19 protein-coding genes are annotated in these 21,373 nt (G+C 70.6%); 7 read left to right on the top strand and 12 right to left on the bottom strand.

What is annotated here, in order from left to right:
- The first annotated feature begins 96 nt into the window (after positions 1-96).
- On the top strand, positions 97-591 hold the full coding sequence (gene bfr, locus VGZ32_RS13605) for a bacterioferritin (protein WP_326886358.1): 495 nt from the start codon (positions 97-99) through the stop codon (positions 589-591).
- Here the strand turns inward: bfr and VGZ32_RS13600 are convergent.
- On the bottom strand, positions 588-1,385 hold the full coding sequence (locus VGZ32_RS13600; protein ID WP_326886357.1) for a TetR/AcrR family transcriptional regulator: 798 nt from the start codon (positions 1,383-1,385) through the stop codon (positions 588-590). The two genes, bfr and VGZ32_RS13600, sit on opposite strands and share 4 nt — an antisense overlap.
- Positions 1,386-1,550: 165 nt before the next feature.
- Here VGZ32_RS13600 and VGZ32_RS13595 point away from each other — a divergent pair, with 165 nt between their 5' ends.
- Positions 1,551-3,026 carry an MFS transporter gene (locus tag VGZ32_RS13595; protein ID WP_326886356.1) on the top strand — a complete coding sequence of 492 codons (1,476 nt, stop codon included), beginning with the start codon at positions 1,551-1,553 and terminating at the stop codon, positions 3,024-3,026.
- A 69-nt stretch (positions 3,027-3,095) separates the two neighbouring features.
- Here VGZ32_RS13595 and VGZ32_RS13590 read toward each other — a convergent pair whose 3' ends face one another.
- From VGZ32_RS13590 to mgrA, 4 genes are all read right to left on the bottom strand, one after another.
- A complete protein-coding gene (locus VGZ32_RS13590; RefSeq protein ID WP_326886355.1) occupies positions 3,096-3,896 on the bottom strand; it encodes a hypothetical protein in 801 nt (266 codons plus the stop codon).
- 135 nt (positions 3,897-4,031) lie between these two features.
- Positions 4,032-5,063 (bottom strand): threonine aldolase family protein, encoded by a 1,032-nt coding sequence (locus tag VGZ32_RS13585; RefSeq protein WP_326886354.1) that lies wholly within the window; start codon positions 5,061-5,063, stop codon positions 4,032-4,034.
- Complete coding sequence (locus VGZ32_RS13580) at positions 5,060-6,412, bottom strand: class II 3-deoxy-7-phosphoheptulonate synthase (protein ID WP_326886353.1); 1,353 nt, start codon at positions 6,410-6,412, stop codon at positions 5,060-5,062. Before VGZ32_RS13580 ends, VGZ32_RS13585 begins: the two co-directional genes overlap by 4 nt.
- A gap of 249 nt (positions 6,413-6,661) precedes the next feature.
- Positions 6,662-7,651: an L-glyceraldehyde 3-phosphate reductase gene (gene mgrA, locus VGZ32_RS13575; RefSeq protein WP_326886351.1), complete on the bottom strand. Its 990-nt coding sequence runs from the start codon at positions 7,649-7,651 to the stop codon at positions 6,662-6,664.
- Positions 7,652-7,819: 168 nt separating this feature from the next.
- Here mgrA and VGZ32_RS13570 point away from each other — a divergent pair, with 168 nt between their 5' ends.
- Positions 7,820-9,283 (top strand): MFS transporter, encoded by a 1,464-nt coding sequence (locus VGZ32_RS13570; RefSeq protein ID WP_326886350.1) that lies wholly within the window; start codon positions 7,820-7,822, stop codon positions 9,281-9,283.
- Positions 9,284-9,480: 197 nt separating this feature from the next.
- Positions 9,481-11,457 carry an anthranilate synthase family protein gene (locus tag VGZ32_RS13565; protein ID WP_326886349.1) on the top strand — a complete coding sequence of 659 codons (1,977 nt, stop codon included), beginning with the start codon at positions 9,481-9,483 and terminating at the stop codon, positions 11,455-11,457.
- A gap of 50 nt (positions 11,458-11,507) precedes the next feature.
- On the opposite strand, the gene VGZ32_RS13560 is transcribed toward VGZ32_RS13565, so the two are convergent.
- Together VGZ32_RS13560 and VGZ32_RS13555 are read right to left on the bottom strand one after the other, a co-directional pair.
- Positions 11,508-12,668: an ROK family transcriptional regulator gene (locus tag VGZ32_RS13560; RefSeq protein ID WP_326886348.1), complete on the bottom strand. Its 1,161-nt coding sequence runs from the start codon at positions 12,666-12,668 to the stop codon at positions 11,508-11,510.
- A gap of 109 nt (positions 12,669-12,777) precedes the next feature.
- Entirely contained in the window at positions 12,778-13,803 is a 1,026-nt protein-coding gene (locus tag VGZ32_RS13555; protein WP_326886347.1) for a 6-phosphofructokinase, read from the bottom strand.
- A gap of 402 nt (positions 13,804-14,205) precedes the next feature.
- Between VGZ32_RS13555 and VGZ32_RS13550 the strand changes: the two genes are divergently transcribed.
- Positions 14,206-14,856: a GTP cyclohydrolase II gene (locus VGZ32_RS13550; RefSeq protein WP_349263593.1), complete on the top strand. Its 651-nt coding sequence runs from the start codon at positions 14,206-14,208 to the stop codon at positions 14,854-14,856.
- A 146-nt stretch (positions 14,857-15,002) separates the two neighbouring features.
- On the opposite strand, the gene VGZ32_RS13545 is transcribed toward VGZ32_RS13550, so the two are convergent.
- A complete protein-coding gene (locus VGZ32_RS13545; protein WP_326886345.1) occupies positions 15,003-15,740 on the bottom strand; it encodes a lysophospholipid acyltransferase family protein in 738 nt (245 codons plus the stop codon).
- Between the two features lie 219 nt (positions 15,741-15,959).
- On the opposite strand from VGZ32_RS13545, the gene VGZ32_RS13540 reads away from it, so the two are divergent.
- Entirely contained in the window at positions 15,960-16,811 is an 852-nt protein-coding gene (locus tag VGZ32_RS13540) for an alpha/beta hydrolase (protein WP_326886344.1), read from the top strand.
- Positions 16,808-17,509: a hypothetical protein gene (locus tag VGZ32_RS13535; RefSeq protein ID WP_326886343.1), complete on the top strand. Its 702-nt coding sequence runs from the start codon at positions 16,808-16,810 to the stop codon at positions 17,507-17,509. Before VGZ32_RS13540 ends, VGZ32_RS13535 begins: the two co-directional genes overlap by 4 nt.
- 111 nt (positions 17,510-17,620) lie before the next feature.
- Here the strand turns inward: VGZ32_RS13535 and VGZ32_RS13530 are convergent, their stop codons facing one another.
- The 4 genes from VGZ32_RS13530 to VGZ32_RS13515 all read right to left on the bottom strand — a co-directional run bounded on the left by VGZ32_RS13530 (position 17,621) and on the right by VGZ32_RS13515 (position 20,996).
- The gene (locus tag VGZ32_RS13530) at positions 17,621-18,562 is read right to left on the bottom strand and encodes an ROK family glucokinase (protein ID WP_326886342.1); all 942 of its coding nucleotides are present in this window, start codon (positions 18,560-18,562) and stop codon (positions 17,621-17,623) included.
- A gap of 53 nt (positions 18,563-18,615) precedes the next feature.
- Positions 18,616-19,065 (bottom strand): DUF5304 family protein, encoded by a 450-nt coding sequence (locus tag VGZ32_RS13525; protein ID WP_326886341.1) that lies wholly within the window; start codon positions 19,063-19,065, stop codon positions 18,616-18,618.
- The gene (locus VGZ32_RS13520) at positions 19,062-20,429 is read right to left on the bottom strand and encodes an ArsA family ATPase (RefSeq protein ID WP_326886340.1); all 1,368 of its coding nucleotides are present in this window, start codon (positions 20,427-20,429) and stop codon (positions 19,062-19,064) included. Before VGZ32_RS13520 ends, VGZ32_RS13525 begins: the two co-directional genes overlap by 4 nt.
- Before the next feature lie 117 nt (positions 20,430-20,546).
- Positions 20,547-20,996, bottom strand: a complete 450-nt coding sequence (locus tag VGZ32_RS13515; protein WP_326886339.1) for an SRPBCC family protein — start codon at positions 20,994-20,996, stop codon at positions 20,547-20,549.
- Positions 20,997-21,373 lie beyond the last annotated feature (377 nt).

The raw sequence follows: 21,373 nt of genomic DNA, 5'->3' as shown, positions 1-21,373 counted from the left end.
CGACATCCGGCGCAACGCCCGGAGCGTCCGGCCCCCGCGCGGAAGGCTGTCCCAGACTGGAGCCGTTCACGCCAGTCGGGAAGAAGGATCGCGGCCATGCAGGGCGACAAGAAGGTCATCGAGTTCCTGAACGAGCAGCTCACCGCCGAGCTGACCGCGATCAACCAGTACTGGCTGCACTACAAGCTCCAGGAGAACAACGGCTGGGCGAAGCTGGCCCGGCACACCCGCCGCGAGTCGATCGAGGAGATGCAGCACGCCGACCGGCTCGCCGAGCGGATCATCTTCCTCGAGGGGCTGCCGAACTTCCAGCGGCTCGGACCGCTGCGCATCGGCCGGTCGGTCACCGAGATGTTCGAGTGCGACATGAAGATCGAGGTCGAGGCGGTGGACCGGCTGCGCCGCGGCATCCGGTACATGCGCGAGAAGGACGACGTGACCTCCGCCAACCTCTTCGAGGGGATCCTCGCCGACGAGGAGGAGCACATCGACTACCTGGAGACCCAGCTCGACCTGCTCAATCGGCTCGGCGAGCCGCTGTACCTCGCGCAGCTGGTCGAGCAGCCGCACGCCGCCGAGTCGTCCGCCTAGTCTCCGGCCCCGTCGCCCGTCTTCTCCTTCTCCTGGTAGGAGGCGATCCCCCGCATGATGATCTCCAACCCCAACTCGAACCGGTCGGGTCCGTCCCGGTCCGCGTCCACCATCTTCCCGGCCATCGCGACCACGTGGGGGAACCGGTCGCTCGGCAGGGACACCAGGTAGTCGCGGATCTCACCCATCTGACGGGCGACGTCGTCCTCGGTCGCCCCGGGAAAGCGCGAGGCCCACATGTCTTCCTCGATCACGGTGGAGACCATGTACGAGCCGAGGAAGTCGCCGACATAGGCGGCCACGTGGTCCGGCACACCGCCATCGCGCAGGATGGCCAGCTGCGCCTCCACTCCCCGCAGACCGTTGGGGCCGAACGGGATCCGGCCCATGAAAGCCTTCGCCACGTCGCGGTGCCGCCGCAGCACCGCCACGCCGAGCCGGGTGCTCTCTTTGAGCTCCTCGCGCCAGTCGCGTTTCGGGTCGTGCGGCGGCCAGCTGTCCGCGATCTCCGCCATGACGGCATCCACGACCAGGTCGAACAGCTCGTCCTTGTTCGCCACATACGCGTAGAGCGAGGCGGCACCGGTGCCGAACTCCTGGGCGATCCGCCGCATCGACACCGCGTCCAATCCCTCGGTGTCGACGATCCGTAGCGCCGCCTCGACGATCGCCTCCCGGCTTAGCGCCGGCTTCTCGGCGCGCGCGCCGCGGCCCTTCGCCGCAGGGGACCACGGCGGCGCGATCCCGGCCCACCCGGCCGCGGCCGCCGTCTCAGCCTCGCTTCGCGCACCCATCGCGGTCCTCCTCGATCTCCCGGCCAGCGTACGCGCGCTCGAACGCCGTACGCAATCACGAACGACGTTCCGCAAGCGAACATCGTTCTTGACGCGAACATCGTACGAGTGTAGAACGGTGTTCGTATCACAAACACTGTTCGTCGTGTCTTGGGGAGGCAGAGCATGTCCACCAGCGTCGAACCGGCCGTAGCAGCCGGTCAGTCCAGCGGCACCCACGCCGCCGCGAAGAAGTCCCGGCTCCAATGGTTCGTTCTGCTCACCGTGCTCGGCGCGGACATCATGGACCTGCTGGACGCCACGATCGTGAACGTTGGCGCCCCATCGATCGCCCGCGACCTGCACGCTTCGAGCACCCAGCTGCAATGGGTGATCGCCGGCTACACACTGGCCATGGCCGCGGCGCTGATCACCGCGGGCCGTCTCGGTGACATCTACGGCCACCGCCGGATGTTCCTGCTCGGCATCGGAGCGTTCACCCTGTTCTCCGGGCTCAGCTCGGCCGCTCCCGACCCGCAGCTGCTCATCGCGGCCCGCTGTCTGCAGGGCCTGTCCGCGGCCGTCATGCTCCCGCAGGGCCTGTCGATCATCCGCTCCGTCTTCCCGCCCGCACAGGCGGGCGCCGCGATGGGCGTCTTCGGACCGGTGATGGGACTTGCCGCGACGCTCGGACCGATCGTCGGCGGCGCGCTGGTGCAGGCGAATCTGCTCGGCTCACACTGGCGCTCGATCTTCTGGGTCAACATCCCGCTCGGCTTGCTGGGACTGGTCTGCGCCTGGCGCGTCGTGCCCCGGGACAAGCGCCACGGCCCCAACGCGCCCACCCTCGACGTGGTCGGCATGCTGCTGTCCGGGTTCGCGATGCTGCTGCTGGTCTACCCGTTGATCCAGGGCCGTGACAAGAACTGGCCGGTCTATATGTTCGTGCTGATGGCCGCCTCAGTGCCGGTATTCGCCGCGTTCGGGTTCCAGCAGCGGGCGCGCCAGCGCAGGGGCCGTACTCCCCTCGTGACGCCGACGCTGTTCACCAAGAAGGGCTTCAGCGGCGGCCTGGTCTTCGCGACGTGCTTCTTCGCGGCGATGGGCGGGCTCTTCATCGTCCTGATGCTGCACATCCAGCTGGCGCTCGGCTTCAGCTCCCTGCGCGCGGGACTGACCGGCCTGCCGTTCTCCCTCGGCGCCGCGGTCGGCGCCGGATCCGGCGCGGCGCTCACGCCCAAGCTGGGTCGCAGGGTGCTGCACAGCGGAGTCGTCCTCATGGCGGGCGGCCTCGCGGCGCTCGCGTGGACGGTCACGACGGCCGGCCAGGGCATGACGGCCTGGGACGTCGCCCCCTCATACGCGGTGTGCGGAATCGGCATGGGCCTCATGATCGCGACCTACTTCACCCTCGTCGTCGCAGAGGTCGACGAACACGAGACCGGCACCGCAGGAGGCGTGCTCAACGCGGTCCAGCAGCTGGCGAACTCGCTCGGCGTCGCCCTGTTCGGCACGCTCTACTTCAACGGGCTGAAGGCCGGCCACACCTCGGTCGCCGCGTCCACCAACGCCCTGCTCTATACCGCCGCCGCGGCTGTCGTCTGCATCCCGCTCGGCTTTCTTCTCCCCCGCTTCGCCCGCCCCAACGCCGAGATCCACTGACGGGCGGCCTGAGTCACAAAACGGCGCGGACTCCACAGGGGTGAGTCCGCGCCCTTTTGACGGCCTTCGTCAGTTAGCATCCTTAGGCGCGTCGGAGGCGGCCACGAATTCGGCCGCGGCCGCGGTTCCCGCCTTGCGGAAACGAAGCGCTTCCCACAGCGGACCTGGGATGACGTGGATTCCGTAATGGGCGCGATGATGCTGTGCACACAGAACCTCCAAATTGCCGGGAGATTCCGCCCACTCCTGGAACTGCTCGTCGCTGTCGAAATGCAGACCGAGGGCCTGCTGGATCTTCGACGGGTCGACCTCGTTGATCTGCGAGAACTCGATGAACGTGTGGTGCAGCTCGGGCTCGCCGCCGCACAGCTCGTCGCCGATCATGCACTTCCACAGGCCCTGGCGCTTGAGGCGGGCCTTGGCCTGCTCGAACAGGTGGTAGTGCGGGTCGTCCTCGCGCGGGGCGTGGTCCGGGATGTGGGCGAGCACGTGCAGCGTCATCGCCTGGTCGTGCGCGACGGTGACTGATCCGGCCTTGATCTGGCCCTGATGCGGGATTGTCGCCGGCCCGTGCTGGTGCGGGATCGTGGCCGTGACGGGTGCCGCTGCGGGGACCTTGACAGTCGTCTTCTTCGCCACGGGCTTGGCCTCGTGCTCCGGCTCGGCGGCCGCGGCCTTTTTCGCAGGGACCTTCTTCGCCGGAGTGGTCGTGGTCACCGCGGCGTGGACGTGGGCGGTGGCGTGCTCCGAGTGCCCCTTCGCGTCGTGGTCGTGGGCGTGGTCCTCGGCGTACTTCTCAGCCGCCTTACGCTTGGCCTCTTCCTCGCGTTCCTTCTCGTCGTCGTTGAAGAGCTTGTCGAACAGGCCCATGAGCCTTCCCCCAGACAGTACGGATCCGTGATTGCGTCGGAAGGACGGTAGTCCGAATGACAGGGCTCTATCAACAGGCGCGAACACCGCCAACCAGGACGGTACCGGACCATCCGGGCCGATTGTGACGGGATTTCAGGAGCGCGCGAGTACCTCTGCGGCGCGCAGACAGTCCTTTTCACTCACATCGAGATGGGTCACCAGGCGCAGCATCGTGGGTCCGAACGCTGACACGAGCACGCCGCGCTCCTTCGCCCGCGCGGCGCGGGCGGGCGCGTCGGGCACGTCGACGAGCACGATGTTCGTCTCCGGCTCACGCGCGGCCAGTCCGTGGGCGCGCAGAGTCTCGGCAAGCAGCTTGGCATTTGCGTGGTCGTCGGCCAACCGCTCGATGTGGTGGTCGAGGGCGTAGATGCCCGCGGCGGCGAGCAGGCCGGCCTGGCGCCAGCCGCCGCCGAGACGGTGGCGCATGGCCACGGCGTGCGGGCGGTCCTCCAGCTTGAGCAGCAGGACCGAGCCGACAGGAGCGCCCAGACCCTTGGACAGGCAGACCGACAAGGTGTCGGCGAGTTCCCCGTAGGTGCGCAGCGGGGTTCCGGTGGCGATGTGGGCATTCCAGATGCGTGCGCCGTCGACGTGCACGGGGATGCCGTACTCGTCGGCAAGTTCCTTGATCGCCTCGAGGGTCGCCAGCGGATAGACCGAGCCGCCGCCGCGGTTGTGGGTGTTTTCGAGCTCGATGGCACTGGTCGCGAGCGTGTGGGGCAGCCGCGGGCGAATCAGCTGTCGGAGGGTCTCGGGGGTGAACAGGCCGCGCTCGTTGAGGGCGGTGCGCAGTTGGATACCGCCGTGCCAGGCCAGGCCGCCGTCCTCGTGCGCGGCGATGTGCGCGTCGGCGTCGCAGACCAGCTCTTCGCCCGGGCCGACGAGCGTGCGGATGCCGATGTGATTGGCCATCACTCCGGTGGGGACGAAGAGCGCGGCCGGGAAGCCGAAGAGGTCGGCGACCTTCTCTTCGAGGGCTGCGACCGTCGGGTCTTCACCGTAGACGTCGTCGCCGACTTCGGCCTCGAGCATCGCGGCGCGCATCGCCGCGGTCGGCTTGGTGACCGTGTCACTGCGCAGGTCGACAGAGGTCGCATCGGTAGCGGCGCCGGCGGCGGTCATGAGGCGCTTCGGTACATCTCGGCCACCAGGAACGCCAGGTCCAGCGACTGGGAGCGGTTCAGGCGCGGGTCGCAGGCCGACTCGTAGCGGGTGCCCAGGTCGTCGAACACGATCTCGTCGCCGCCGCCGATGCACTCGGTCACGTCGTCCCCGGTCAGCTCGACGTGGATGCCGCCGGGGTGGGTGCCGAGCCCGCGGTGCACCTCGAAGAAGCCCTTGACCTCGTCGAGCACGTCGTCGAAGCGGCGGGTCTTGTGCCCGCTGGGCGCCTCGAAGGTGTTGCCGTGCATCGGGTCGCAGATCCAGGCGACCTGGTGGCCCTCGCCGGTGACCTTCTCGACGAGCGCCGGGAGCTTGTCCCGGACCAGGCCGGCGCCCATCCGGGTGACGAAGGTGAGCCGGCCGGGCTCCCGGTCCGGATTCAGCTTGTTGAGGTAGGCGATGGCGTCGTCGGGGGTGGTGGCCGGTCCCAGCTTGATGCCGATCGGGTTGCGGATCCTGGAGAAGTAGTCGATGTGCGCGCCGTCGAGGTCGCGGGTGCGCTCGCCGATCCAGACGAAGTGGCCCGAGGTGTTGTACAGCAGCCCGGTGCGCGAGTCGGTGCGGGTGAGTGCGGACTCGTATTCGAGCAGCAGCCCCTCGTGCGAGGAGAAGAACTCGACGGTGCGCAGCTCCTCCGGGTCGGTGCCGCAGGCGCGCATGAAGTTCAGCGCCCGCTCGATCTCGGTGGCGACCATCTCGTAGCGCTCTCCCGACGGGGAGTTGGCCACGAAGTCCCGGTTCCACGCGTGCACCTGGCGCAGGTCCGCGTAGCCGCCGGTGGTGAAGGCGCGCACCAGGTTCAGGGTCGCGGCGGACGAGTGGTACATGCGGACCATGCGCCACGGGTCGGGGACGCGCGCCTTGGGGGTGAAGTCGAAGCCGTTGACCGAGTCGCCTCGGTAGGCGGGCAGGGTCACGCCGTCGCGCGTTTCGGTGTCCTTCGAGCGGGGCTTGCCGTACTGCCCGGCAATGCGGCCGATCTTGACGACGGGCACGGAGGCGGCGTAGGTAAGCACCGCCGCCATCTGCAGGAGCGTCTTCAGCTTGCTGCGGATCGCGTCGGCGGTGACTCCCTCGAAGGTCTCCGCGCAGTCGCCGCCCTGCAGCACGAACGCCTCGCCCTGAGCCACCTGCGCCAGACGGCCCTTGAGGATGTCGCACTCGCCGGCGAAGACGAGCGGCGGATACGTGCGCAGCTCCGCGGCGGCGGCGCGCAGAGCGGCGTGGTCGGGCCACGCCGGCTGCTGCTTCACGGGCAGGTTCCGCCACGTCTCTAACTGCGCGTGTGCACTGAGTGTCGTATCCACACGGATAAGGCTAAGGGACGCCGGTGGGATGGTAGCCCGCGTTTCGGGTGACGAGATTGCAGGGGGTGTGTGGAAAGTCTCGCCGGATAAGCCCGCGGCGTCTGACGCGTGCGATCGCAAGGCGGCGGAGCTCCCTCATATCGGGAAGCTGTGAACCATAGGTGCCTGGCGGCACCGGGGGGTGCTTCGCCCACGCAGCGAGCGTGCGTGGCAGGCGCCGCGGGCCCGGCGAGACTTTCCAAAATCCCCCTAGCCGAGGATGCGGTCGATCGCGGCCAGCTCGTCGGCGCTCAGCGGGGGGATCTGGAGGGCGGCGACGTTGGCCTCGAGCTGGGCGACCGAGGAGGCGCCGATGATCGCGGAGGTCATCCGGGAGTCGCGCAGCACCCAGGCCAGGGCGAGCTGGGCCAGCGCGTGGCCGCGGTCGCCGGCCAGCTTGTCGAGGGCGCGGACCTTGTCCATCCGTTCGTCGGTGAGGGACTCCGGGCGCAGGAACTGGCCGATCACGGCGCGAGAGTCGGCGGGGACGCCGCCGAGGTACCGGTCGGTCAGCACGCCTTGAGCGAGCGGCGAGAAGCAGATGCAGCCGGCGCCGACGTCCTCGAGGGTGTCGAGCAGGCCGTTCTCCACCGCGCCGCGGTTGAGCATGGAATAGGACGGCTGGTGGATCAGCAGCGGGGTGCCGAGGTCGCGCAGGATGGCGGCGGCGGCGCGGGTCTGGTCGGGGGTGTAGTTGGAGATGCCAACGTAGAGGGCCTTGCCCGAGCGCACCGCGTGGTCGAGCGCGCCCATCGTCTCCTCGAGCGGGGTCTCCGGGTCGGGGCGGTGGCTGTAGAAGACGTCGACGTAGTCCAGGCCCATCCGGGACAGGGACTGGTCGAGCGAGGCGAGCAGGTACTTGCGGGAGCCGAAGTCGCCGTAGGGGCCGGGCCACATGTTGTAGCCGGCCTTGGTGGAGATGATCATTTCGTCGCGGTACGGGCGGAAGTCCTCGGCGAAGATCGCGCCGAAGTTCGCCTCCGCCGAGCCGGCCGGCGGGCCGTAATTGTTGGCCAGGTCGAAGTGGCTGACGCCGAGGTCGAAGGCGCGGCGCAGCACGGCGCGCTGGGTCTCGCGGGGCTTGGCGTCGCCGAAGTTCTGCCATAGGCCGAGCGAGATGGCGGGGAGTTTGAGTCCGCTGCGCCCAGAGCGGCGGTACTGCATGGTGGCGTATCGGTCGCCGGCGGCTGTGTAGGTCATCGCGTTCGCCCCTCGGTGTCGTGGTCCGCCGGAATCCTAGTGCGGCGGAGGGCGACGGCTCGGCGCTCGCGGCTCCCCCGGTAATCCGGTTGCAGTTGTTCGATGATCGTCGTACGATTCCAGTGTTCGCTTCTCATCGAACTAACCGCCGCACAGGGGGTACCGCGCATGTCCCTCGCCGCCGAACACGCTGCGACCCAGGTCTCCGACGCTACAGCCCCGCACCGACAGCAAAGACACGACGACGAGCCACCGCCCTATCCACAGAGGTGGCGTGTCCTGCCCGTCCTGCTCTCCGCGATGTTCATGGCGATGTTCGACTACTTCGTGGTCAACGTCGCCGCCCCCTCGCTCCAGCACGACCTCGGCGCCTCCGACTCGGCGATCGAGCTGGTCGTGGGCGGTTACGGCTTCGCATACGCGAGCGGCCTGATCACCGGAGGGCGTCTCGGCGACCTCTGGGGCCACCGCCGGCTCTTCCTGTTCGGGATGACCGCGTTCACCGCCGCGTCGCTGCTGTGCGGGCTGGCCACCAGCCCGACGCTGCTGATCTCCGCGCGGATCCTGCAGGGGCTGACCGCGGCGGCGATGGTCCCGCAGCTGCTGGCCCTGATCAACCTGATGTTCCCGCTGCACGAGCGGGCGAAGGCGATGGCGGCGTTCGGCGCCACGATCGGCATCGGCGCGGTGTCCGGGCAGGCGCTCGGCGGCGTGCTGCTCGACGCGAACCTGTTCGGCTGGGGCTGGCGCACCATCTTCTTCATCAACGTGCCGATCGGCCTGGCCGCTGCGACGCTGGCGGCCCGGTGGCTGCCGAGCCGGGACAGGCGGGCGGACACCAGGCTCGACCCGGTCGGCGCGATCGGGATCAGCGCGGCGCTGGCGCTGATCCTGGTGCCGATCACGCTGGGACGGCCGGAGGGTTGGCCGGTGTGGACGTGGATCGCCATCGCGGCGTCGGTCCCACTGATGGCCGCGGTGCTGCGCTACGAGTCTCGGCTCGGCCGACGCGGCGGTGCCCCGGTGCTGGCGACCGAGCTGTTGCGCGAGCGGGTCTTCGCAGCCGGCATGGTGATCTCCGGCGGCTATCTGACCTTCTTCGCCGGGTTCATGCTGTGCCTCACGCTGCTGCTGCAGGACGGCCTCGGGCTCTCGCCGCTGCGCGCGGGCCTGGCGTTCGCCCCGCTGGGTATCGCCTTCGCGCTCAGCTCGGTGCTGGCGCGGCGGTTCGGCAAGCGCGTGGTGACGATCGGCGCGACGGTGAGCCTCGCCGGACTGCTGCTCACCGCCGGGCTCCTGCTGGCGCGCGGGGACCACACGACGGTCGGCTGGCTCGAGCCGGGGATGATCGTGGTCGGATTCGGCAACGGGCTGGCGCTGCCGTCGATCATCGGCGCGGTGCTCACCCGGATACAGCCGGCCCGCGCCGGGATGGCGGCCGGGGCGCTCACCACGGCGCAGCAGTTCGGCAACGCCAGCGGCGTCACGATCCTGGGCACGGTCTTCTTCTCGGTGCTCGGCAGGTCTGCGGGCGTGCACGGCTACGTCTCGGCGATGACGGTCGCCGCGGCGCTCTGCGCGGCGCTCGCGGTGGTGGTCCTCGGGACGTCATTCCTTCTCCCGAAGCGCTGAGTCCTGCTACAGTCGGCGCCATGCAGCGAGCCCGCTCCAGTTCCCTGACCCAGTGGTGGTCCGCCCTCTCGGCGGACTGACAAGGCTCGCGCACCCCGACTCACGCGAACCGGCCGCCGATCTGGCGGCCGGTTCGCTGTGTGTGGCGAGGGATCGGTTCAGCCGGAGGGCGGTTGGCCGACCGAAAGGCTCCGACCATGCCGACGCACACCGAGCTCCTGGATCTGGCCCCGCCCTACGCGTTGCTGCGACGCGAAGGCCGCGACACCGTCGAACTGCTGCGCGGGCGGATGGTCGCCGTCGAGCGCCTCGCCGACCTGCCGCCGGTTGAGCGGGAGGGCGGTGAGCAGCTCGTTCTCGTGCCCTATCGGCAGCTGCGCGAACGCGGCGACGCCTGTCACGACGACGAAACGCCGCTGCTGTCGCTGCTGGTGCGCGAGCGCGTCGAGCTCTCGCCGGCGGACCTGCCGGACGCGCAGCCTCCCGCGATCCGCGACGGTGCGTTCGACATCGACGACGACTCCTACGCACGGCAGGTCAAGGCAGTACTCGACGATGAGATCGCGCGCGGCGAGGGCGCGAACTTCGTGCTGCGCCGCTCGTTCGTCGGGCACTGCGACGACGCCGCCGCGACGGCGCTGGCCGCGTTCCGAGGGCTCCTAGATCGGGAGCGCGGCGCCTACTGGACGTTCCTGATCCACACCGGTGACCGCATCCTGGTGGGCGCGACTCCGGAGCGGCACGTCTCGCTGCACGGCGGCGTGGCGGTGATGAACCCGATCAGCGGGACGCTGCGCAAGCCGCCGGGCGAGGCGACGCCGGAGGAGGTGCTGGCGTTCCTGGCCGATCCGAAGGAGCGCGACGAGCTGGCGATGGTGGTGGACGAGGAACTCAAGATGCTGGCCGAGGTCGGCGGCCATGGACGGGTCGCCGGGCCGTTCCTCAAGGAGATGGCCCATCTGGCGCATACGGAGTATTACATCGAGGCGCGTACGGACATGGACGCGCGGCGCGTACTGCGCGAGACGATGTTCGCGCCGACAGCCACGGGGTCGCCGATCCGCAATGCGTTCCGGGTGATCCAGCGGCACGAGACCGGCGGCCGGGGATACTACGCTGGAGTCGCGGCGCTGATCGGCGCGGACGAACAGGGCACACAGACGATGGACGCGTCACTGCTGCTGCGCGTAGCGTATCTGGATCCTGCTGACGGCTCGCTGAGGATTCCTGTGGGCGCAACGCTCGTGCGCGGCTCGGACCCTTACGGCGAAGTTCTCGAGACTCACGCGAAAGCCGCAGGTGTCTTGCGTGCGTTCGGCGTCGAGAATGCGAACTCGGGCGAGCGCGGCCAACACATCAGTACATCGACACAGCCGAGATCAACGCGGCCGAAATCAACACAGCCGCGCGCGACCACTGGCGTTCGCCACGCGGAGAACCCCCGAGTGCGCGCCGCACTGGCCGCTCGCAACGAGAACCTCGCCCCCTTCTGGCTGGCCGAGCACGACGAGCGCGAGTTCGCCGCACCGGAACTCAACGGACGCTCCGCGCTGATCGTGGACTACGAGGACGCATTCACCTCGATGCTCGCCGTGGTCCTGCGGGCGCTCGGCATGCAGGTGGCGCGGACGCCGTACGCGGCCGTCGACGGAACCGCCGGGTACGACGAGCGCGACGGCCTCGCGGGCTTCGATCTGGTCGTGCTCGGCCCCGGCCCCGGCGATCCGCGCGACCTTTCGCTGCCGAAGATGCGCAACGGCCGGATGCTCACGCACCGTCTGCTCGCCGCCCGCACTCCCTTCCTCGCCGTGTGTCTCGGGCACCAGATGGTGTGCGCGGCACTCGGGCTCGAGCTCGCGCGCCGACCGGAGCCGAATCAGGGCACGCAGGTGCCGGTGGACCTGTTCGGACGGCCGGAGCGGGTCGGGTTCTATAACTCGTTCTGCGCGCTGGCTCCGCGCGGTCCGGTGCCAGGGCTGGAATTCGCCACGCTCGGCGCACCAGAAGATCGCGAAGGTGGGCAACGCCGGGAGATCGTGGCGATGCGCGGCCCGCACTACACCGGCCTCCAGTTCCACGCCGAGTCCGTGCTCACCATCGACGGACTCCGAATCCTGCGGCGGGAACTGGTCCGCATCCTGACAAGGCCGGATCGGGAGTGCTCCGTCGGCTGACTGCCGCGGTCCGACTCAGCACGCTGTCACGGACGAAGCCGCGACACGCGTCAGGGCCAGAGTTCGGCCCGGGCGCGGTCCAGCGCGGTGGCGACGGCCCCGGCGAGGATCGGGTTTCCGGGCACGGCCGTGGCGACGACTCGGGTCGGGACGGGGCAGACCTGCGCGAGGTGCCGCTCGACCGCGTCCGCGAGCAGCGCGCCGCCCGCCCGGCCGAGCTCACCGCCGAGCACGACGACGCCGGGGTCGACCACCAGGGCGAAGGCGGCGACGCCCAAGGCCACGCGCTCGGCCAACTCGGCGCGGAACCGCTCGTGCCCGAAGTCGTCCGGGGTCGTGCCGTGCGCCGCGGCCAGGCTACGGACCGCGTCGGCGCCGATCAGCTCCCACAGTCCGCCCGCGCAGCCGGGAGAATCCGGGCCACGCGGCGTGGTGCCCGGCGCTTGCAGGAAGCCGAGTTCGCCGGCCCCGCCCGACGCGCCGCGCCGCAACACGCCGTCGAGCACGAGGCAAGCGCCGATGCCGCGGTCGAGCCACAGCAGGCCGAAGGTGCCGGTGCCGGTGGCCCGGTACTCGGCGATTCCAGCGAGGTTGACCTCGTTCTCCAGCACGATCGTTGCCGGGGGCAGACCGTCGCCGACGGCGAGCGCCGCGCGCAGTTCGGCGGCCAGATCGGCGTGCCAGAAAGCCGCTGGCGACGTCGGGCGCACCATCCCGGTCGCTGGGTCGATCAGCCCGGGCATACCGATCGTCACCCCGTGCAGGGGCGCCTTATCCGCTCCGACGCCCGCGCGCAGCGCCTCGGCGAGGTCGTCCGTGACTACCTTGAGCGCTTCCGCGTCGGGGATCGCATCCGGGGCGCCGTGCGGCACGGCGAGCGTGTGCCGGGCCAGGACGTGTCCGGCCAGGTCAGTCATCGCGACGCGCACGACGTGCGTGCGCACGTCGACCCCGGCGACCCGGGCGCGGTGCCCGGCCAGCGCGTACAGCCGAGCGTTGGGGCCGCGCCGGTCCGCTCCGACCTCGCCGATCTGCTCGATGAGGCCGCCCTCGCCGAGCCGGGCGAGCAGGTCCATCACCGTGGGGCGGGCCAGGCCGGTGGCCTCCTGCAGCTGCCCGGCGGTGAGCGCGCCGCGCGCGGCGAACAGCTCGAGGGCCGCCCGGTCGTTGATCGCACGGGCGGTTTGAGGAGTCGCGGGGCGGGGGGTCATCTCCTGCTTCCGGGCGGTAGCGCTGGCTGGATAGTACCCGCGCTGCGGCCGGAGCGACGCCGAGTGAACCCGCCGCCCCTGGCCGCATTCCCGGAAGGGTTGTGCCGGCTCAGCCGAAGAGGACCTTGGCCTCGTCGTAGAGGGACATCGGGACGGTCTTGAGCTCCGTCGTCGCGGCCGCGAGCGGCACCCGGACGATGTCGACGCCCTTGAGCGCGACCATCTTGCCCCAGTCGGAGTCGTGCACCGCGTCGATGGCGTGCAGGCCGAAGCGGGTGGCGAGCCAGCGGTCGCGCGGCGTCGGGGTGCCGCCCCGCTGGACGTGGCCGAGCACCGTGGTGCGCGCCTCCTTGCCGGTGCGCTTCTCGATCTCCTTGGCCAGCGCCTCGCCGATGCCGCCGAGGCGCACGTGCCCGAACGCGTCGAGCTCCTGGGAGACCAGGGCCTCGCCGCCGTCGGCCGGCGTGGCGCCCTCGGAGACGACCACGATCGGGGCGTACTCGCTCTTGAACCGGGACTCGATCCAGGCGCAGACCTGGTCGATGTCGAACCTCTCCTCCGGAATGAGGATGACGTTCGCGCCGCCGGCCATGCCCGAGTGGATCGCGATCCAGCCCGCGTGCCGGCCCATGACCTCGACGATCAGCACCCGGTGGTGCGACTCGGCGGTGGTGTGCAGCCGGTCGATCGCCTCGGTGGCGATGGTGACGGCGGTGTCGAAGCCGAAGGTGTAGTCCGTGGCGTTGAGGTCGTTGTCGATGGTCTTGGGCACGCCGACGACCTGGACGCCCTGCTCGTGCAGCTTGGTCGCGACGCCGAGGGTGTCCTCGCCACCGATCGCGACCAGCGCGTCCACGCCGAGCTCGGCCAGGTTCGCCTTGATCCGCTCGACGCCGCCCTCGACCTTGATCGGGTTGGTGCGGGAGGAGCCGAGGATGGTGCCGCCGCGCGGCAGGATCCCGCGCACCGCCTTGACGTCGAGGGTCCGGGTCAGGCCCTCGAGCGGTCCGCGCCAGCCGTCGCGGAAGCCGACGAACTCGTAACCGTACTTCTGGACACCCTTGCGGACGACCGCCCGGATGACGGCGTTCAGACCGGGGCAGTCGCCCCCGCCGGTCAGGACTCCGACGCGCATTGTGATCCCTTCAACAGCCGTATGTGTGGGAGGTATGGGAGCCGCCTGCACCGGCTCTGCTGGGGAGGGGGCCGCCGCGCCGGGCGTCCCCGATCCCCTCCCGGTAGGGTGGCACGCCGCCGCGCGCTCCCGTTCGCGGGGAGGGTCCGGGCCTCGTTGCCCGCCGCCGCGCCACCGTCCGGACGAGGGGTCTGGAGGGATTGTGCGGCGTTTCACCTCGCCATCCAACTTACCGGTTACTCACGGGTCGGTTTTCCCCGGCTCGCATCGCGGACGGATGACGAGCCGGTGAACAGCGGCCGTCCGGTGGGCGGGCGGGAATTTCCGCGGGCGCCCCGACCGTTGGTCACCTGTGAAAAAGAAGTGATCACTTGACACCAGCCTCAGGAGCTGTGGATGACAATGCAGTCCCAGCGGGTTTCGAGGTCCGAGGCTCCGCCGGCGGCCACCGTGCGTACATCTGTCCGCATCCCGTTGCAGTTCAGCGACGGGTACCGGACCGACGCGCAGGTATTCACCTTCGAAGGACTCGTCGACGGGCAGGAGCACCTGGCGATGGGTCTCGGGCCTTACCGGGAGGCGGCCGTGCCTTTGGTACGGCTTCACTCGGAATGCCTGACGGGTGACGTATTCGGATCAGCGCGGTGCGACTGCGGTCCGCAGCTGCGCGACGCGGCGGAGCAGATCACGAACGTCGGCGGTTATCTGATCTACCTACGGCAGGAAGGCCGGGGCATCGGCCTGTACAACAAGCTCGACGCGTACGCACTCCAGGACAAAGGCCTGAACACATACGAGGCGAACGAGGCGCTGGGACTGCCCTCGGACGCGCGGGACTACACGGCCGCGGCTCAGATCCTGCACGCGCTGGAGGCTCCTGAGATCCGGCTCCTGTCGAACAATCCGGACAAGGCCGTTCAGCTGGGCCGGAACGGGATCACGGTGCGGGACAAGGTGCCGACCGGGGTGTTCGTGACCGCGTCGAACCTGCGCTACCTGCAGACCAAGGTGAGCGTGACGGGCCACGGCATCGTGCTGAACCCGGCAGCCTGACCGGATGCTCGGCGAGCTCGACCGCGGCGGCGAAAGATCGCGTGGCGAGGATAGCTCCTGCACCAGTTCATACACTGCCCCGCCACGCGATCTACAGCCGTCATAAAGCCCCGGTCGAGCTCGCCGAGCCACTAAACGCCGAGCCGTCAAACACCCCGCCTGCTCGCGGTCTTCTTCGCCGATGTCGCGTAGACATCCACGTATTCGAGCCCGGTCATCCGCATCAGCGTGTGCATGATCTCGTCGGTGACGGCGCGTAGCACCGCGCGTTCGGCCTCGGTGCCTTCGAGGAGCCGCCACGCCTCGCCGTCAGGGCCGGTGTAGCGGGAGAAGTCCAGCGGCGCGCCGAACACGACCCGGACCCGGCCGTGGTGGCCGCGCGCCGGGCGCGGAATCTTGGCGCCGGTCGGCTGGACGCGCTCGGTGCCGGAGATCGCACAGGGCACCACCGGGCAGCGGGCGGCCAACGCGATCCGGGCGACGCCGGTGCGTCCCTTGTACAGGCGGCCGTCCGGCGATCGGGTGCCCTCGGGGTACATGCCGACGACGTGACCCTCGGCGAGCAGCCGCAGCGCGGTGGAGATCGCGGGATCGGCGGCCTTGGCACTGGAGCGGTCGATCGGGATGGAGCCGACGCCGCGGAAGAAGAACGAGTAGAGCCGGCCCTTGAGGCCGGAGCCGGTGAAGTACTCGGATTTGGCGAGGAACTTCACCGGCCGGGGTGCGACCAGCGGCATGAACAGCGAGTCGGAGAACGACTGGTGGTTCGCGACCAGCAGCACCGGTCCCTCGGCCGGGAACCCGTCGGCACCCGCGGCGCGCGGCCGGAACACGAGCCGCATCAGCGGGCCGAGCAGCGTCGATTTGAGAAGGCCGTAGAGCATCGCCGGTCACGCCTCCCCGGATGGGATGTGGTCTGCCGGAGTTTAGCCGTGCGTCGCCGTCCGCCGCGCCTGATGACCGCCGCGCCGCACTTTGACGACCGTTGGGTGTACGCAGAAGCGGACCGCGTGGGACGATGCCCGGAGGGGCGGTGTCCGCACCGCTGGACCGCGGACGGGTCCCGTGGCCATTACCAGGTCCGGGCTCGTGGAGGAGCGACGGTGACGACTGATTCGGCGCATTCCGGGACGGCGACCGCGCTGCTTCCCGGGGCCGAGCCGTTCGAGGCGACGCCGGAGAGCGGCGGCGGGCGGCTCGGGGTGTTGCTGTGCCACGGTTTCACCGGCTCGCCCCAGTCGATGCGTCCGTGGGCGCAGTACCTCGTCGAGGCCGGATTCCGGGTGTCGCTGCCGCGCTTGCCGGGGCACGGCACGCATTGGCGGGATCTGCAGTCCACCACCTGGGAGGACTGGTACGCGGAGGCGGACAAGGCACTGCGCCGTCTGCTCGACGACTGCGACGCGGTCTTCGTCGGGGGTTTGTCGATGGGCGGCGGTCTGGCGCTGCGGCTGGCCGAGGTGCACGGCGCCGCGATCCGCGGTGTGGCCGTGGTCAATCCGTCGGTGAAGCGGAACAGCTCTCGCGAGGCGTTGATCCCGCTGCTCGCGCGATTCGTGCCCGCGATGCCCGGTATCGCCTCGGACATCAAGCGACCCGGCTCGGGCGAGTTGGCGTATGACAAGGTACCGCTGAAGGCGGCCTTGTCGTTGACGAAGCTGTGGACGACGGTCGAGGCGGATCTGCCGAAGGTGACGGCGCCGCTGCTGCTGTTCCGGTCCCCGGAGGACCATGTGGTGCACCCGAGCAACAGCGCCCTGGTGCTGGAGAAGGTGGGGTCTACGGACGTGACCGAGGTGCTGCTGCCGGACAGCTATCACGTGGCGACGCTCGACAACGACGCGCCCACCATTTTCGCGGACTCCGCGGTGTTTTTCCGGAGGCTCGCGGCGGACGCACGCGCTACGCAGGCGCCTGATCCAGCGGCGGCGGACGGATCGGAGGCGCCGGTATGACCACGGGCGACGCGGACCGGCAGCCGGAAGGCGGGGAGCAGCAGCCCGGAGCTGTGGACGACGCGGTCTGGACCGAACTGGTCGCCTCGTTCCACGCCAGCCCTTCGCACGAGACGGGTCTGTGGCCGGACGCGGAGGATCTGCCGCGCGACGAGGACGCGGAGCAGGAGGCCGAGGTCGATCCGGCGCCGGGGCCCGGACAGCACCGGGCGCCCTCCTCCCCCGACCCGGCGACGGGATTCGGCCAGGGTGGTCCGGCACGCGTGGTGCGCCCGGCGAACCGGCCCGGTGCCGCCCCCGGTTCGGCGCCCGCGGGACCCCCGGCCTCGGTCACCTGGACCGGCGACGCTAGCCCGGCGGCAACAGGCGGCGGCGAGTCCGGTGCGCCGCCGACCGTGGCGGGACCGCGCGACTGGCAAGCCCGCGAAGACGCCGAGTACGAGGGTTTCGTGCCGCCGACCCCGCCGCCGCTGCCGGAACTGGGCATGGCGACGAAGGCGGCGTGGCTGATGGGGCTCGGCGGCCCGGCGTATCTGGCACTGGCCACGGTGCTGCACTGGCAGACGCCGCAGTGGGCTTCGCTGCTGTGCATCCTGTCCGGGATCGCGGGCTTCGCGTACCTGGTCACCAAGCTCAAGGACCGGCCCGACGACGAGGACGACGACCCGGACGACCCGACGTTCGGCGCGGTCGTCTAGCGGTACGGCCGTCTAGCGCGGCGCGTCTCGTTCAAAGCGCTCGCGTTGTACTGCTGCGCCGTCTCGGGGCACCGCCCCGGAGAATCCGGCTCCGACTACAAGAGAGCCCGCCTACAAGCGCCGCGCAAGGTCCGCGGCGCCGATCAGTCCGGCGTCCGGGCCGAGCGTCGCGGTCACGACCTCCGCGAAGGGCCGGTTGCCGTCTCCGGCCAGGGACGTGTGGTACCGCTCGCGCGCCGGGCCGGTCAGGATCTCCCCGGCGTCGGACACGCCGCCCGCGACCACGAACACCTCGGGGTCCAGGATCGAGGCGATGTCCGCCATCGACTGGCCCAGCCAGCCGCCGATCTCCGCGAAGCCGTCCAGGGCTATCTGGTCGCCCTTGCGCGCCGCCTCGGTGATGTGCGACCCGATGATCCCCTCGGGGGTGCCGTCGCCGAGCGAGAGCAGGATCTTGGCGCGGTCCGGTTCGGCCGTGGCGCGCTCCTTCACGTACCGGGTCAGGGCGTTGCCGGAGGCGTACTGCTCCAGGCAGCCGTGCTGCTTGCAGCCGCACAGCCGGCCGTCCGGCACGACGCGGTAGTGGCCGAACTCCGCGCCGATGCCGAAGTGTCCGCGGAACAGCTCGCCGCCGAGCACGATCCCGCCGCCGACGCCGGTGCCGATCGTGTAGAGCACCACGTTGGGGCGGCCGCCGCCGGCGCCGAAGTGGGCCTCGCCCCACGCCGCCGCGTTCGCGTCGTTCTCCACCACCACGGGCAGATCGACCCGCTCCTCGACCCGGGCCTTGAGCGGCTCGTTGCGCCAGTCGACGTTGGGGGCGAACAGCACGGTGGCCCGGTCGGAGCTGATGAACCCGGCGGCGCCGAGGCCGACCGCCTGGACCGGATAGTCCTTGCGCACGGCGAGGGCCGCTTCGGCGATGGCCACGGCGGTGTGCGCCGAGTCCCGCGGCGTCGGCACCTTGACCCGGTCAAGGATCGTGCCGCTCTCGTCCACGACGCCGGCAAGGATCTTCGTGCCGCCGATGTCGACGCCGATCGTCAGTCCCATGGTCCCCTCATTCGCCATTCGCCCCTGCGCACGGCCGCGGGGCCGGGCCGGGCTCAGGAGTCGGCGTCCCCGCCCTCGTCCCTCGCGGTCCGGCCGTCGCGGCCGTCTTCCGGGTGCTGCTCGCTGTCGGTCCACCGGCGCTCGGCACCGCGGACGAGCGCACGCAACGCCGCCGCGAATTCCGAACCCGCAGTGGAAAGATGCCCGGCCGCCTCCGGGTAGTTCCGCAGGAGAGGATCGACGAACTGATCGCGGACCGTGTCCCACAGTTTGCGCGCTTCCTCACCCAACGTCCCCGGATCATCCCGTACCGGCTCATCCCGCGTCCAGTCCGGTCCGGCAGTGCTGGGAGTGGATGGCACGCCGGAGCCAATGCGGGCCGGCGGCGCGGCGGGTGCGACCTCGACGACGGGGATGTCGGCGCCCTCGTCCTCGCCGTCCGGGGCGGCCCCGTCGGCGCCGGGGTCGCGGTCCGCGGAATCGTCGGCTGGGCGGTCGGTCACGGCTGGCCTCCTGGCGGCGTGGACGGCGCGGCGTCCCGGGCCGGCCAAAGGTCCGGATCGGGCACGAAGCGGATGTTCAGGGCCTGCTCGCGCAGCACCGCCCCGGCGACCCGGCAGCGTCGCAGCACCGAGTCGAGCGGCAGGACGCGGCGGTGCGCGCCGGTCGTGAGCACCAGGTCGTCCCCGCGCCGGACCAGCGACAGCGCCCGCCGGTCGGCCGCGGGAAGCGGCACCACCAGGGTATATCCGCCCTCGGACTCGATCAGCCGGGGGGCCGGGGGCATGGCGGCGGGGCCCAGGCCGTCGCCCGCGCCGTACGCGGCGGCCGCGACGACGGCGAGTTCCTCGAGGCCGAGCGGTTCGCAGGGGCGGTAGGGGATCTCGTGCAGGGGCACCCCGCCGAAGGTCTCCGCCAGGGTTTCCATCGCGATCCGCTGGGCCGCGGCCCAACCCCTCGACCAGCTGTCCCGGGGCGCCTCGAGGATCTGGCGGTTGACGACCAGGCCGTCGAGCCGCAGGCCGTAGAGGGCGAGGGCGGTGCGCGCGGCGCGCAGCCGGGAGGCGGCGACGGTGTCCGGCGTGGCGACCAGGCGGACCGAGGAGAGGGGGTCGGCGAGCGCGGCGTGCGCGGCGGCGCAGCGCGCGGTGGCGTTGTCAGCCAGGTCGACCAGCGCGGTCTGCGGCAGGGGCAGCCCGGCCAGCGAGGAGAGCAGCGGGCGCAGCGCGCGGGCGGCCTGGTTCTCCACCGGGCGGGCACGGCGCAGCCAGGTCTGCGCGCTGGTGGGCAGCGACAGCAAGCGCAGCGCGGGGCCGAGCGGCGGGCCGTCCACCACGACCAGGTCCCAAGCGCCGCCGGTGACGGCCGTGGTGATCTCGTGCAGTGCGAGCGGTTCGCCCACGCCGGGCGGGGCGGCCAGTTCCGCGGCGTCGGGGGCGCCGACGCCGAATGTTTCCAGCAGGCCGCGGAAGCGGGTGACGGCCTTGCCGTACCACTCCTCGAACGCGGGCTGCACCGCGAAGCGTTGTGCGTAAAGCAGATCGTCGACCTGCGTGGGCACGGTGTTGACCTCGTGGTCGAGGATCGCGGGCAGGTCGTCGGCGTCGTTGTCCGCGCCGAGCGCGCCGAGGGAGAGCACGAGGGTGCGCAGGCCGCGCTGCGCACCGTGCGCCGCGGTGGCCGCGGCCACCGTGCTCACGCCGCTGCCGCCCTTGCCGGTGACGAAGACCAAGCGCGTGGCGCGGGCGGGGTTCAGCTGCTCAGGCGGGGCCGCCGCAGTAGCCGGGGCAGGGGCGCTTTCGGCGAGGTCGGGTGCCTCTGAGAGGGCCGCGGCGCCGATGCCCGTAGCGTCACCGACGGAGGTCATGGCGCTGTCGGGAAGGGTGCTGTCGGAGGGTTTGGGGGGCGAGGCGGGTCCGGGCTGCGAGGAGGTCTCCATCTGAATCTGTCTGCTGTCTGCGTTCGGCGTCGTGGCGGCCCGCGGTCACCGGGCGGTGGTTTCGACGCGCTTTTTCAGGCCCGCGAGCGCGCGGTCGATGATGACCTTCTCGATCTTCGACTTCATCATTCCGAACAACGGGATCTTCGCGTCGACGGCGAGCGTGTACTCGACGGTCGTGGCGCCGCCGCCGTCCTGGGGCGTGAGCACGTACGAGCCCTCGAGCGAACGCAGCATGTCCCCCTCGACCAGGGTCCAGTGCACGGCGCGGTCCCCGTCGAAGGTGTACGCAAGCACCTGCTGGTCGCGCAGCGCCCCGGAGTCGATGGACAGCCGCACCCGGGCGGCGCGCCCGGTGTCCGGATCGGTCGCCAGCACCTCGGCCTTCTTGACCTCTCCGGTCCACTCCGGGTAGGCGGGCAGGTCCGCGATCACCGCCATGACGGCGGCGGCGGGCGCGCCGATATGGATAGAGGCTCTGGTGCGGTCCGCCATCGCCCTGCCCTTTCTGCCCCTGCCGTGCCCGACGTCCGGATCGGGGCCGCGCCGGACGAGGGCCGTCGGCCGGTGGTGTTCCCCTGGCTTTGCTCGGTTCAGGGTACCGCGCCGCGCTGCCCCTAAGGAGGCACACGTATACCGCAGGTCGGCCAATGCCACAGTGGCCAGGGCGACTTCGCCGCGCGGATGTGACGCGTTCGCCTGGCCAGAGACACTAGCTACCCGCTAGTAATGAGATGTAACGTCAGTGCGGATGCCATGGAAACGCGCGTCTGGGATTGGTGCGGCCCGCCGCCGCGGGCCGGATTCCAGAGGGCGGAAACGCTGGTATGGCACAACAGTGCGGGACTAACCGGACCGTTTCCGGTATTACC

It is taken from the genome of Actinocrinis sp. (assembly GCF_035938995.1).
Classification (GTDB): Bacteria; Actinomycetota; Actinomycetes; order Streptomycetales; family Catenulisporaceae; genus DASZGI01.
This window is presented reverse-complemented; position numbering and strand designations above follow the sequence as displayed.

Bases quoted from the DNA above. Each gene is read 5' to 3' on its own strand.
- VGZ32_RS13555 (WP_326886347.1), bottom strand. From the start codon at position 13,803: ATGCGCGTCGGAGTCCTGACCGGCGGGGGCGACTGCCCCGGTCTGAAC.
- mgrA (WP_326886351.1), bottom strand. From the start codon at position 7,651: ATGACCTACACAGCCGCCGGCGACCGATACGCCACCATGCAGTACCGC.
- VGZ32_RS13535 (WP_326886343.1), top strand. From the start codon at position 16,808: ATGACCACGGGCGACGCGGACCGGCAGCCGGAAGGCGGGGAGCAGCAG.
- VGZ32_RS13565 (WP_326886349.1), top strand. From the start codon at position 9,481: ATGCCGACGCACACCGAGCTCCTGGATCTGGCCCCGCCCTACGCGTTG.
- VGZ32_RS13570 (WP_326886350.1), top strand. From the start codon at position 7,820: ATGTCCCTCGCCGCCGAACACGCTGCGACCCAGGTCTCCGACGCTACA.
- VGZ32_RS13595 (WP_326886356.1), top strand. From the start codon at position 1,551: ATGTCCACCAGCGTCGAACCGGCCGTAGCAGCCGGTCAGTCCAGCGGC.
- VGZ32_RS13585 (WP_326886354.1), bottom strand. From the start codon at position 5,063: ATGACCGCCGCCGGCGCCGCTACCGATGCGACCTCTGTCGACCTGCGC.
- VGZ32_RS13530 (WP_326886342.1), bottom strand. From the start codon at position 18,562: ATGGGACTGACGATCGGCGTCGACATCGGCGGCACGAAGATCCTTGCC.
- VGZ32_RS13545 (WP_326886345.1), bottom strand. From the start codon at position 15,740: ATGCTCTACGGCCTTCTCAAATCGACGCTGCTCGGCCCGCTGATGCGG.
- VGZ32_RS13515 (WP_326886339.1), bottom strand. From the start codon at position 20,996: ATGGCGGACCGCACCAGAGCCTCTATCCATATCGGCGCGCCCGCCGCC.
- VGZ32_RS13600 (WP_326886357.1), bottom strand. From the start codon at position 1,385: ATGGGTGCGCGAAGCGAGGCTGAGACGGCGGCCGCGGCCGGGTGGGCC.
- VGZ32_RS13590 (WP_326886355.1), bottom strand. From the start codon at position 3,896: ATGGGCCTGTTCGACAAGCTCTTCAACGACGACGAGAAGGAACGCGAG.
- VGZ32_RS13550 (WP_349263593.1), top strand. From the start codon at position 14,206: ATGCAGTCCCAGCGGGTTTCGAGGTCCGAGGCTCCGCCGGCGGCCACC.
- VGZ32_RS13520 (WP_326886340.1), bottom strand. From the start codon at position 20,429: ATGACCTCCGTCGGTGACGCTACGGGCATCGGCGCCGCGGCCCTCTCA.
- bfr (WP_326886358.1), top strand. From the start codon at position 97: ATGCAGGGCGACAAGAAGGTCATCGAGTTCCTGAACGAGCAGCTCACC.
- VGZ32_RS13560 (WP_326886348.1), bottom strand. From the start codon at position 12,668: ATGACCCCCCGCCCCGCGACTCCTCAAACCGCCCGTGCGATCAACGAC.